Annotated in this window: 8 protein-coding genes; 5 read left to right on the top strand and 3 right to left on the bottom strand. The window is 69.5% G+C overall.

Annotation, left to right across the window (positions count from 1 at the left end; genetic code table 11):
* The gene (locus ACLIME_RS13905; RefSeq protein ID WP_411557282.1) at window positions 1–726 is read right to left on the bottom strand and encodes an IclR family transcriptional regulator; all 726 of its coding nucleotides are present in this window, start codon (window positions 724–726) and stop codon (window positions 1–3) included.
* The gene (locus tag ACLIME_RS13900; protein WP_124767825.1) at window positions 723–2213 is read right to left on the bottom strand and encodes an APC family permease; all 1491 of its coding nucleotides are present in this window, start codon (window positions 2211–2213) and stop codon (window positions 723–725) included. Before ACLIME_RS13900 ends, ACLIME_RS13905 begins: the two co-directional genes overlap by 4 nt.
* Before the next feature lie 212 nt (window positions 2214–2425).
* Here ACLIME_RS13900 and ACLIME_RS13895 point away from each other — a divergent pair, with 212 nt between their 5' ends.
* From ACLIME_RS13895 to ACLIME_RS13885, 3 genes are all read left to right on the top strand, one after another.
* Window positions 2426–3904 carry an APC family permease gene (locus tag ACLIME_RS13895; protein ID WP_159876496.1) on the top strand — a complete coding sequence of 493 codons (1479 nt, stop codon included), beginning with the start codon at window positions 2426–2428 and terminating at the stop codon, window positions 3902–3904.
* A 61-nt stretch (window positions 3905–3965) separates the two neighbouring features.
* Window positions 3966–6008, top strand: a complete 2043-nt coding sequence (locus ACLIME_RS13890; protein ID WP_411557281.1) for a primary-amine oxidase — start codon at window positions 3966–3968, stop codon at window positions 6006–6008.
* A gap of 9 nt (window positions 6009–6017) precedes the next feature.
* Entirely contained in the window at window positions 6018–6590 is a 573-nt protein-coding gene (locus tag ACLIME_RS13885) for a hypothetical protein (RefSeq protein ID WP_411557280.1), read from the top strand.
* A 19-nt stretch (window positions 6591–6609) separates the two neighbouring features.
* Here ACLIME_RS13885 and ACLIME_RS13880 read toward each other — a convergent pair whose 3' ends face one another.
* On the bottom strand, window positions 6610–6990 hold the full coding sequence (locus ACLIME_RS13880) for a hypothetical protein (protein WP_064294055.1): 381 nt from the start codon (window positions 6988–6990) through the stop codon (window positions 6610–6612).
* A gap of 256 nt (window positions 6991–7246) precedes the next feature.
* Between ACLIME_RS13880 and ACLIME_RS13875 the strand changes: the two genes are divergently transcribed.
* Window positions 7247–10843 carry an efflux RND transporter permease subunit gene (locus ACLIME_RS13875; RefSeq protein ID WP_411557279.1) on the top strand — a complete coding sequence of 1199 codons (3597 nt, stop codon included), beginning with the start codon at window positions 7247–7249 and terminating at the stop codon, window positions 10841–10843.
* Window positions 10806–12431 (top strand): methyltransferase, encoded by a 1626-nt coding sequence (locus ACLIME_RS13870; protein ID WP_411557278.1) that lies wholly within the window; start codon window positions 10806–10808, stop codon window positions 12429–12431. Before ACLIME_RS13875 ends, ACLIME_RS13870 begins: the two co-directional genes overlap by 38 nt.
* The last annotated feature ends 122 nt before the right edge of the window (window positions 12432–12553 follow it).

Below are 12553 nucleotides of genomic sequence, written 5' to 3'. Positions count from 1 at the left end.
TCAGACGAGGAGCGGCTGCAGCTGGTGCGAGCCGTCGAGCAAGAGGTCCAGGAGTGCGGCGGGGCGCTCGATCCGCTCACTGGGTGCCGAGAGCGACAGCCCCGCGACGAGACCGCCGCGGTCGTCCCGGATCGGGACCACGAGGCAACCGTGACCGGGCGTCACCTCACCCACCTGTCGTGCATACCCGAGTCGTTCGACGTCGCGGATCAACGGCTCGGCGTCCCGGAACGGCCGTTGGACGAGTCCTGACCAGTCGTATCCGCCATGAGCGAGCTCGTGCAGAAGGAGGCGCCCGATCGCGGAGGTGTCGAGGCGCCTGACGATCCGCTGCGCGTCACTCAACGGGAAGTCGGGATCCGCATCCGCGATCCTGATCCGATCGCCCTCGTACCGCACGAGGTGGACGCCTCCTCGGACGCTCGACCGCAATCGTCCGATCACCTCGCGCGCAGCGAGCGGGGGTGGGGCCGGAGCGACGAGATGGGCGAGCTCGACGACCTTCCGCCCGAGTGCGAATCCGCGCAGGTCGGGCATGCGGACGAGGTATTCGTCCTGGACGAGGAGGTTGAGCAGTCGGTAGGTGGTCGCCCTCGGCATGTCGAGTCCGGCTGAGACCTCCTGCGCCGTCACACCGGCACCGCATCGCGCGACCTCTTCGAGCACGGTGAGCGCGCTGTGCACGGCCTTCGGCTGTCGGGCGCGGAGCTCGCCCGCGCCGCTCACCGGTGCTCCGCGGACGGTCCGCCGAGCACGTCGGCGCTCACCGTCTCGTCGTAGACCCCCACGGTCGAACTCAGCCACGGTCGGCGTCGATGCCGGATCGCCCAGATCGTGATACCGAGCGCCATCGTGACGAGGAACACCCAGACGCCGACGCCCCGTTCGCCGGTGCTCTCGACGACCAGGTAGACGACGAGCGCGACGGACAGCAGCACCCCGGCCACCACCGCGCGCAGGAGCGGCCAGAGCGTCAGTTCTCCGATCCGCCAGAGGAAGACCGGGGCTGCGATGCAGACGAGGACGTAGGCGGTGATGTACCCGGCCGCGGCCACGACGATGAGGACCTGCATGGCCGCCCAGGCTCCTCCGGTCAGCAGGAGGGCGAGCACCGAGACGGGCGTGACGATCGCCAGAGCCGTGATGATCGCCACGTGGGGCGTTCGGAACCGGCCGTGCGTGGTCCCGAGGCGCGACGGGAGGACCCCTTCTCGACCCATCGAGAAGACGACCCGCGAGAACGCCGTGATGGAGGCGATCGCACAGGCGAGGAACGAGGCCGCGACGGACAGGTCGAGCAGCAGTCCCATCCATTCGACCCCGGAGGCCAGCGCCAGGTCGTTGATGGGCGTCCGCGTCGCGGTGATGTCCTCCCCCAACGCCGCGAAGCCCGCCAGCTGACTGTACGAGGTGACGAGGAAGAGGAGACCCGCGCCGACGACGGTCCAGACCAGGGACCGTGGGATGCTCGCGAAGGGCCGGCGGGCTTCGACGCCCAGCGTCGAGGAGCTCTCGAATCCGACGAAGGCGGTCACGGCGAGGACCGATCCGACCGCGAGGTGTTCCGGGGAGGCGTCCAGCCCGAGCACCGCCCAATCGGGCGTCGGTCCCAGCTGCGACAGGAGCACGCCCACGAGGATGAGGATGATCGCGACCGAGGCGCTCTCCACGATCAGGGTCACCCGGGTGGACAGGTGGATCCCGCGGACGAGTACGACGAGGCAGACCATGGCCATGCAGACGAGCAGTGCGGACACGACACCCGTCGAACTCGGCATGCCGGGCCAGAACCGGTGCAGCAGGATCGACAGGTAGTACCCGGCTCCGGCCAGGGCGAACATGGCGATGAAGCCGTACCCGATGAGCAGCGCGACGCCCGTGACGAAGGCCGCACCCGTTCCGAGCCCCTTGGAGACGAAGGTGTACAGCGAGCCGGTCGCGGCGATGCGCTTCGCGAACACGTTCACGGTGGTGGCGACGAGCAACGACAGCAGCATCGCGATGGCGAGCGACCACATGGTCGCCCCGCCCGCGGTCACGGTGACGATCAACGGGATCGTCGTCGCAGCGGCAGACGGCGCCACTGCCGAGACGGACTGGGCGAACACGTCGATGAACCCGACACTGCGCCGCTGGAGGCCGTCGACTGGTGACCGGGACTCGAGACCACGGACGCTCGGAGGATTGCTGATCGCGCGTTCCAGAGCCGTCACGTCCCTCACCTCCTCCTCGTCGTTCAGGCTAGGCGCGTCCCGTTGCACCGGCGTGGCGGGCGTGTTTCGGCTTCATGACCGTCAAATGAGACAGCGGTGTCGACCGGTCTCATTCGGTGCCGAGCAGGTGTTACGGCGACGAGACGAGGCGGCAACAGGAGACCGGGATGCTGGCCTCGTCCCGATACCGCCGCATTGCTCGAGGAGTGTCCATGACCGTCACGAAAGGTCCGGCCACCGATGCCGGACAGCCCACCCGGTCCCTGAAGGGATCGCTCGGCGTCACCGCCATCGTCTTCATGGTCGTCGCCGCGGCGTCGCCGTTGACGGTCGTCGGTGGAGCCGCACCGCTCGGCATCCTGCTCGGCAACGGGGTCGGCTTCCCGAGCATGTACGTCGTGTCCGCGGTGATCCTCCTGCTGTTCGCCGTCGGACTCTCGGCCATGACCCGGCATGTGCCCAAGCCGGGTGCCTTCTTCACCTTCGTCGGATACGGGCTCGGCAAACCGGCCGGTCTCGCGTCGGCGTTCCTCGCCCTCCTGACCTACACGACCATCCAGGTGTCGGTGTACGGCTACATCGGCTACCTGTTGAGCGTGACCTTCGCCGGTCTCGGCGCTCCGGAGATCCCCTGGTACGTCTACTCGCTCGCGTCGATCGCCGTGGTCGGTCTGCTCGGCTACCGCCACATCGACCTCAGCTCGAAGGTCCTCGGCGTCCTGCTCGTGGCGGAGGTCGGGATCGTCCTCGTCCTCGCCGGGGCGGTCATCGTGACCGGCGGTGCCGACGGGCTGTCGGCCGAGCCGTTCGTGCCCGAGCAGGTGTTCTCCGGGTCGCCCGGTGTCGGACTGATGTTCGCGATCGCGGCGTTCATCGGGTTCGAGGCGACCGCGATCTTCCGCGACGAGGCGAAGGACCCGTCCCGCACGATCCCACGGGCGACCTACATCGCGGTGATCGGGATCGGCCTGTTCTACACCCTCGCCTCCTGGGCGCTCGTCATGGCCTGGGGGCCGGACGACGTCCTCGCCGTGGCCGGTGAGGACCCGGGTGCGATGATCCTCCGCACCACGCTGCTCTACCTCGGTCCGGTCGGAGAGCTCGTCATCAACGTCCTCCTCATCACGAGCATGTTCGCCTGCGTCCTCTCCTTCCACAACGTCATCACCCGCTACCAGCACACGATGTCGAACGCCGGCGTCCTGCCGGGCCGGCTCGGCGGCGTCCACCCCAAGCACCTCTCGCCGCACACCTCGTCGCTCGTCCAGAGCGCAACCGCAGCGATCCTGATCGTCGTCTTCGCCGTGCTCGGTCTCGACCCCGTCCTGCAGGTGTTCACGTGGTTCGCCGGCGTCGCGACCCTCGCGATCGCGATCCTCATGGCGGTCACGAGCCTCGCGGTGATCGTGTACTTCGCTCGCACGAAGCAGGATCGGCGGCTGTGGAACACGGTCGTCGCACCCGGCCTCGGGTTCATCGGACTCGTCGGTTCGGCCGTCGTGATCGTCGTCTACTTCCCGATGCTGGTGGGAGACGTGGATGCGGGCGGCAACCCCGTGTTCGGAACCGTGAGCGCCGTCCTCCTCGCCCTCATCGCGGTCTGCCCCGTCGTCGGCCTCGTGCAGGCCGCGTACCTGCGTCGTCGTCGCCCGGCCGCCTACGCCGACGTCATGGACGCCATCGGCGGTTGACCATCCGACCCTTCCCCTCGCCACCCGCGACCACCCGCATCACCGAACCAGGAGCATCACGATGACCATCACCGACCCCACCACCCTGCGCAGCGCCGACGGCGACGCCCCCGTCCAGCACCCGCTCGCCAGCCTGTCCGCACCCGAGTTCGACCGCATCCGCGACATCGTCACCGGCTTCGACGACTTCACCGCGACGACTAGGTTCGCCTACGTCGGCCTCGAGGAGCCCCACAAGCGGGCGGTGCTCGCCTGGCAGGCCGGCGACGGTCCACTGCCGGAACGCCTCGCCCGCGTGATGCTGCTCGACATGGCCACGGGTCGATCGACGGACAACGTGGTGTCCATCGACAGCGGGTCCCTGCTCAGCACGGTCGTGCTGGACGGCTCCCGCGGCCAACTGCCGATCCTCATCGAGGAGTTCGACGCCATCGCGGAGATCGTGGCGGAGGACGAGGGGTGGGTCGCCGCCCTCGCCGCCCGTGGCTGCACGGTCGACGAGGTGAAGGTCGTCCCGCTGTCGGCAGGCTTCTACGACTATCCCGAGGAGGTCGGGCGTCGGATCGTCCGGGTCCTCGCGTTCCGCCAGGACTACCCGGCCGACCACCCGTGGGCCCACCCCGTCGACGGGCTGAGCGCCTATGTCGACACCGCGGCGCGGCGGATCACCCGCCTGATCGACGCGACCGCCCTGGCGATCCCGGCGGAGCCCGGGAACTTCGACGACCCGGCGGTCCAGGGTGCTCCGCTCTCCTCGCTCAAGCCGATCGTCATCACCCAGCCGGAGGGTCCGAGCTTCCAGGTCGACGGCGAGTTCGTCGAGTGGGGCAATTGGCGGTTCCAGGTCGGGTTCGACGTCCGTGAGGGCCTCGTCCTCCATCAGCTCTCGTTCGACGATGCCGGCGAGGAACGACCGATCATCTACCGGGCGTCGATCAACGAGATGCTGGTCCCCTACGGTGACCCCTCCCCCGTGCGCTTCTGGCAGAACTACTTCGACACCGGAGAGTACCTGTTCGGCCGGTTCACGAACTCCTTGGCGCTCGGGTGCGACTGCGTGGGCGAGATCACCTACTTCGACGCGGTGCTCGCCGATGAACTCGGCAACCCGTTCACGATCGAGAACGGTATCTGCATGCACGAGGAGGACTTCGGCACCCTCTGGAAGCACTCCGACCTGTACACCGGCTCGAACGAGGTCCGGCGGTCGCGTCGGCTGGTCATCTCGTTCTTCACGACCGTCGGCAACTACGACTACGGGTTCTACTGGTACCTGTACCTCGACGGCACCATCGAGTGCGAGTCGAAGCTGACGGGCATCCTGTTCACCTCGGCGTACCCCGGGCTCGACGCGGAGGGCGCCGACTACCCGTACGCCTCGGAGGTCGCGCCCGGGCTCGGTGGGCCGTACCACCAGCACCTCTTCTCGGCCCGTCTGGACATGATGGTCGACGGTCTGTCGAACGCGGTCGAGGAGGTGGACGCGGTCCGGGTGCCGATCGGGCCGGGGAACGAGCACGGCAACGCGTTCACGAAGCGGGTCACGCGGCTCAGCACGGAAGCGGGGTCCGGACGCGTGGCGGACGGCTCGGCCGCTCGGGCCTGGCACATCGTCAACACGGAGAAGACGAACCGGATGGGACGCCCGACGGGGTACGTGCTGTACCCGCAGGAGTCGCCGACGCTCATGGCCGACGCGTCGTCGTCGATCGCCAAGCGGGCGGAGTTCGCGACGAAGCACCTCTTCGTCACGAAGTACGACCCGGCTGAACGATACGCGGCGGGCGACTTCGTCCACCAGAACCCGGGTGGCGACGGCATCACGCGGTTCATCGAGGGCGACGAGTCGATCGACGGCGAGGACATCGTGCTCTGGCACACCTTCGGACCGACGCACTTCCCCCGTCCAGAGGACTGGCCGGTGATGCCGGTGGACTACGCCCGGTTCACGCTCAAGCCCTACGGTTTCTTCGGCAAGAACCCGACCCTGAACGTCCCGCCGAACGAAGCGGTCGGGCACTGTTCGCACGACACCGGCGCCGCGCACGCGGGACACGGAGGTCACGACCAGGGCGCCGAGGAGCACTGTGGCCACGGGCACTAGGTCGCGGCGATGAGCGAGGTCCTCCACCTCGGGGCGCTCGTCCCGGCCGCCGTCGGCGCCTGTTGCACCGTCGGCGGCCGACGCGAACCCCTCGACCTCGTGGCCGCGATCGTCATGCTCGCGGCGATGCTCGACCTGGCGACCGGTGTCGGGATGCTGCATCCGTTGCTCTGGGCCGTCGTCCTGATCGTCCTCGCCGTCGCCTCGGCGGTCCGGCTTCGGTCCATCGCCGGACTGCCGGCTCCGGTCGACGACGCTGTGTCGCTCGCCGTCACGCGCCACCGTGCGGCGATGACCGTGCACACCTCAGGCGGTCTCGTCATCATGGCGGCGCTCGTGTGCGCGATGGCGGGTCATGCCGCCGGGAGTATATATGCCGGATCGGGTATACACCCGGCAGGCCATCAGTTCGGAACCAGTGCCCTCCCCGCCATGCTCCTGGCGGGCGGCATGGCGGGGTTCGTCGCCCTGTCCACGCGGATCGCGGTCGAGGCGGCTCGACGGCGTGAGCGGGTCGTGGTCGTCGAGGTGGTGAGCATGACGGTCTCCGTCGTCGCCATGGGGCTCGCCGCGGCGCTGTGACCTGGGCGGCGTCGTCGATCTACTCGGCGTCGTCGCCCTCCCACGGCGGCCGGGCGACCTTGCCGGACATCCGCCATACCGCTCGGGTCAACTCGGGGTGCACGCGGGCGATCTCACGGAGTACCTCGTACTCCAAGTGGTCCGCGTTGTCGCGGTGGTCCTGGGCGTCGTCGAGCGACGAGTACCCGGCGAGCCGCGCCATCGCGTGCTGGGCGGCCAGACCCCGGGCGTGCAGCGCGTCGTCCCGGAGGACGGCGACGACGAGCTCGTCGACCGTCGGCATCGAAGGCAGGAAGTCCCAGGGGTCCTCACCGTCGCGGGCGCGGTGCTCGATGATCACCTCGCGCTCGAGCTGTGCGTCGCGGCGCAACCTGGGGAGGTCGACGGCCTGCAGATCCACGTACCCTCCTCGCTCCGGCGCACCCCGCGGCGCGCACTCGGGTATCAAGGGTACGCCCGGTATCGGTGGACCATGCCGTCAAGGCGCAGCTCCCTCGCGGACGAGGCTGGTACCGCAGGACCACCGATGTCGTCCGATCGGCGGATGCCGGGGTCGCATCAGGTCCATCCTCATGCGGATGTGGTCGGTGGCGGCGCTCCATAGCGTGGAGTGGGGCGGATCGCGCCCACTCCGCGACCGAGAGGCCCGTCCTTCCATGTCATTCCTCACGAGGCTCAGCCTCGCCAATCGACTGATCGTCGGCCTCATCACCGCGGCGATCGTGGCCTTCGGACTCTTCGCGGTCGGTTCGCTGAAGCAGGAACTCCTGCCGTCCGTGCAGCAGCCGGGTGCCGTCGTGGCCGCGACGTATCCCGGTGCATCGCCGTCGTCGGTGGAGCGCGAGGTCACGAAGCCCGTCGAGCAGGCGGTCCAGGGGGTCAAGGGCGTCACCGGCGTCACCTCGACATCGGTCAGCGGTTCCACGTCCGTGCAGGTGAGCTGGGACTTCGGTCAGGACGACGAGAAGATCGTCGGCGACATCCGCAGCGCCCTCGCCGGCCTGAAGAGCACGCTCCCGAACGACACGACCACCGAGGTCTACGCCGGTGGGAGCGAGGACATCCCCGTGCTGCAACTCGCGGTCGCGTCCGAGGACGAGTCCGGCGAGTTCGCGGGCAAGGTCGAGTCCACCGTGCTCCCCGCGCTCCGTGGGATCGCGGGCGTCCGCCAGGTCGATCTCGCGGGTGAGAACGCCACGCAGCTCGTCATCACGATGCGTCCGGCCGACCTCGCGGCCAAGAAGGTGACCGCAGAGGAGGTCATGGCGGCCGTCCAAGCGAGTGGTGTCATCACGGCTGCCGGGACGAGCGTCGACGCCGGCAAGGAACTCTCGATCGAGGTCGGGTCGCCCGTCGGCTCGCTGGCCGAGGTGCAGGCCCTGCCCATCCAACATGAGGACGGTCCCTTCGCGCTCTCCGCCGTCGCGGACGTGGAGCTCGTGCCCGCAGCCGAGACCTCCATCGCCCGGGCGGACGGTCTCCCGTCGCTGTCGCTCACGATCCTCAAGGACCCGTCGGCCAACGCCGTCCAACTCGCCCACACCATCCGTGACGCCCTCCCCGGGCTGGAGCAGGAGCTCGGCTCGGGTGCGGCCTTCACCGTCGTCTTCGATCAGTCGCCGATGGTCGAGCAGTCCATCCACGACCTCTCCGTCGAGGGCGGACTGGGGCTGTTGTTCGCGATCATCGTGATCCTGGTCTTCCTGTTGTCGATCCGGTCCACGATCATCACGGCCGTGTCGATCCCGCTCTCCCTCCTCATCGCGATGATCGGTCTGTGGATCGGCGACTACTCGCTCAACATCTTCACGCTCGCAGCGCTGACCGTCGCCGTCGGGCGGGTGGTCGACGACTCGATCGTGGTGATCGAGAACATCAAACGTCGGCACACCGGGCGGGCGATGACGACCACGAGTGTCGTCGAGGCGGTCCGCGAGGTCGCCGGGGCCGTGACGGCGTCGACGATCACGACCGTGGCCGTGTTCCTCCCGGTCGCCTTCGTCGGCGGGACGGTCGGCGAGCTGTTCCGACCGTTCGCCGTCACCGTGTCGGTCGCGCTCATCGCGTCCCTCGTGGTGTCGCTCACGATCGTGCCGGTGCTCGCCTACTGGTTCATGCGAGGCTCCTCCGCCCCGGCTGTGGGCAAGACCACCGACGACGCGGCCACCGAAGCGGAGTCCGTCGTCGAGGACGAGTCCGAGGCGTACTCGAAGCTCCAGCGCGCCTACCTGCCGGTCCTGCGCACCGCCCTGAAGCGTCCGGTCGTGACGCTGCTCGTGGCGGCGGTCGTGTTCGCCGGGACGATCGTCTCGGCCGGGTTCCTGAAGACCGACTACCTCGGCGACATCGGGGGTGAGAACACCGTCACGGTCACGCAGGAACTCCCCGAGGGGACGAGCCTCGACGTGACCAGCGACGCGGCCGCGGCCGTCGAAGCGGTCCTCGCGAAGACCGCCGGCGTCTCCGGGTACCTGACCACCGTCGGTGGGAACGGCTCGAGCAACACGGCACAGATCAGCGTGACCGTCGGTGAGGAGAGCTCACGCGAGGGCGTCGCCGACACCATCCGGGACGCCGTGGCGAAGCTCGACGACGTCGGCGAGGTCACCGTCGGTGACGCCGCAGGCGGATTCACCGGTGGCGGTGGCGGCATGGAGGTCACGCTGCAGGGTGAGGACCCCGTGGCGCTCGCCACAGCTGCGGCCGCGGTGCAGGACATGCTCGGCGGTACGGACGGCCTCCGCGATGCGACGAGCGACCTCGCCGACGAGCAGGGCCTGCTCAAGGTGAACGTCGACCGCGCCGCCGCCGCCCGGTACGGCTTCACGCAGGAACAGGTCGGCCAGGCCATCGCCAGTGCGCTCCGAGGCACGCCGATGGGTTCGGTCATCCTCGAGGGCTCGTCTCGCGACATCATCGTGCGCTCGCAGCGGGTCGGCACGACACCGGCCGAGATCGCCGCGCTCCCCCTTCCGGTCAGCGCGCTACAGCAGGCCGCGGCCCAGAAGGCCGCGACCGACGCACTCACGGCCGAGCAGGACGAGGCCACCCAGCGTGCGAAGGACGAGGCGGCATCCCAGGCCGCGACCCAGCGCTCGGAACTCCAGGAGGCCCGCTCGACCGCAGCATCGCAGCTCGACGCCCTGCGGGCTCAGCTGAGCGCGTTGCAGGCGGCTCCCGTCGAGGTGCCACCGGTCACGCCCACGACTCCGGAGGAGGAGGCGGCACGACAGGCCTACGAAGCCCGCGCCGCCCAACTCGCCGGACTGAGCGACGCCATCTCCCAGCTTCAGGGTTCGATCACGACCATCGACGAGCAGCTGACCGCGATGCGGGACGCCGAGAGCGAGGCCGCCGAACAGCAGGCTGAGGCGGACCGCCTCACCCAGGCGCAGAAGGACCTCGCCAACGTCAGCGCCGTCCCGATCCCGGTCAGCGCCGTCGCCCAGGTGGCGGAGGAACGTGCCGCATCGGCGATCACGCGCATCGACGGCGTCCGGACCGTGACCGTGTCGGCGACGCCGACGGGTGACGACCTCAGCGCGACGACGCTCGCCGTCCGGGAGGGCCTCGACGGCCTGGACCTGCCGAACGGCGTCACGGCGTCGGTCGGCGGCGTCGCGCAGGACCAGGAGGAGTCGTTCGCGCAGCTCGGCCTCGCGATGCTCATCGCGATCGTGCTCGTCTTCATCGTCATGGTGGCGACGTTCCGGAGCCTCTTGCAGCCGCTCATCCTGCTGGTTTCCGTGCCCTTCGCGGCGACCGGCGCGATCGCGGCTCTGCTCATCACGGGGACCCCGCTCGGTATCCCGTCGATGATCGGCCTCCTCATGCTCATCGGCATCGTGGTCACGAACGCGATCGTCCTCATCGACCTGGTCAACTCGTACCGGGCTCGGGGCGACGGCATCGACGACGCGGTCCTGCACGGGGCCCGACTCCGTCTGCGACCGATCATCATGACCGCCTGCGCGACCATCTTCGCGCTCGTGCCGATGTCGCTCGGCCTCACCGGCGGCGGGGTGTTCATCTCGCAGTCGCTCGCGATCGTCGTGATCGGCGGCCTGGTGTCGTCGACGCTCCTGACGCTCATCCTCGTGCCGGTGCTGTACCTGCTCCTAGAGCGCCGGACCGAGCGCCGTCTGGCGAAGCGCGAGCGGAAGCGCACGGCGAAGGCCGCGCAGCGCGAGGCCGAGGAGCACGACGAGCAGACCGATGAGGACCTCGACGCGATCCTCACCACGGATCGCTGACGGCGGCTGCAGGGTGGGCGGCTCGGCCCACCCCGCAGCTGGCACACTGGTGGGCGTGGACCAGCGACTGATCGACCTCCTCCGTTCCGACCTCGACGCGGCCGGGTACACGGTGGAACGGGTGCGCGGCCTCTGGGGCGAGACGGCCGAGGCCGCCCTGCACCGTTCCAACCGGGTCGTGGCGATCCGCTCACTCGACGAACGCCGCCGGACCGCGGGGGTGGAACCGATCGCGACGCTGGCGACGCTCTTCGTGCTCGGTGTCGCCGTGGAGGCCGATGACGCGACGCGGGCACTGCCGTCGCTCGGTCTCGACGGCGCGGTGGCGCTCGGTCTCGTCGGCCTGAGCGACGACGGATCCGTCGCCCCGGCCATCGATCTGCGGCCGTACGCCTGGGTCGACGCCAACGGGAGCGGTGCCTGGTGGATCGCCTCCGATCTCGGCGAACTCGCGCTGGGTCACGAGCTCGGCGAGGAGCACGTCCTCGGGGTCGGCGGCGCGTCGATGACCCTGAGCGGCATCATCCTCCCTGAGCGGATCGGAACGGCACTCGACCTCGGGACCGGGTGCGGCATCCAGGCGCTCCACCTGTCGCGGATCGCGGATCACGTGGTCGCGACGGACATCTCCGAACGAGCCCTCGAGCTCGCCGCACTCAACGCGCGCCTGAACGGCATCGACTCGATCGAATTCCGCCACGGCAGCATGTTCGAACCCGTCGCCGGTGAACGGTTCGACCGCATCGTCTCCAACCCGCCGTTCGTCATCACCCCGCGTGCCGAGGGCGTGCCGAGCTACGAGTACCGCGACGGCGGTCTCGTCGGCGATGCGCTCGTCGAGTCCGTGTTCCTCGAGGTCGCCCGGCATCTGACGCCCGGCGGGGTCGCGCAGTTCCTCGGGAACTGGGAGTACCGAGACGGCGCCGACGGGCTCGACCGCGTGGCCGGGTGGGTGGAGCGCAGCCCGGAACCGGTCGACGCCTGGGTCATCGAGCGCGAGGTGCAGGATCCGGCCGAATACGCGGAGACCTGGATCCGCGACGGTGGAACACGGCTCGGGACGCCGGAGTTCGAGCGTCTCGCGGGAGCCTGGCTCGACGACTTCGCGGCTCGGGCCGTGACCGGCGTCGGTTTCGGGTACGTGCTGCTCCGTCGATCGGACCCGTCCACTCCGCTGCGCCGCTTCGAGCGGCTGCACGGGCAGGCGGGCTCGAACTCCGCCGGGCTGGGTGCGCACCTCGCCGTGTGTCTCCTCACTCACGACTGGCAGGTGGCGCTCGACGACGACCAGCTGCTCGGTGAACGCGTCATCCTCGCGGGCGATGTCACCGAGGAGCGCCACTACTGGCCCGGGGACGAGGACCCGACGGCGATGACGCTGCGGCAGGGTGGCGGCTTGGCTCGCTCGGTGGGCATCGACACGGGCCTGGCGGGGCTCGTCGGGGCCTGCGACGGCGAGTTGACCCTGGGAGCCATCATCGACGCGATCGCCCAGCTCGTCGAGGTCGATGCGGCGGAACTCCGCGCCGAACTCATCCCCCGGGTCCGCGCCCTGCTGGACGACGGCATCCTCCTGCCGAGCTCCTGAGGTGTTCAGGCACGCTGGCCCTACTCGCCGTGGAACCGTGCCTGGGCGATGCGGACGCCGTCGTCCGTGAGGCGGGAGACCAGTCGATGCTCCACAGCCCCGACCGGGTGCCGGTTCGGGCG

The sequence above is a fragment of the Plantibacter sp. MPB07 genome (assembly GCF_046619465.1).
Classification (GTDB): domain Bacteria; phylum Actinomycetota; class Actinomycetes; order Actinomycetales; family Microbacteriaceae; genus Plantibacter; species Plantibacter auratus.
This window is presented reverse-complemented; position numbering and strand designations above follow the sequence as displayed.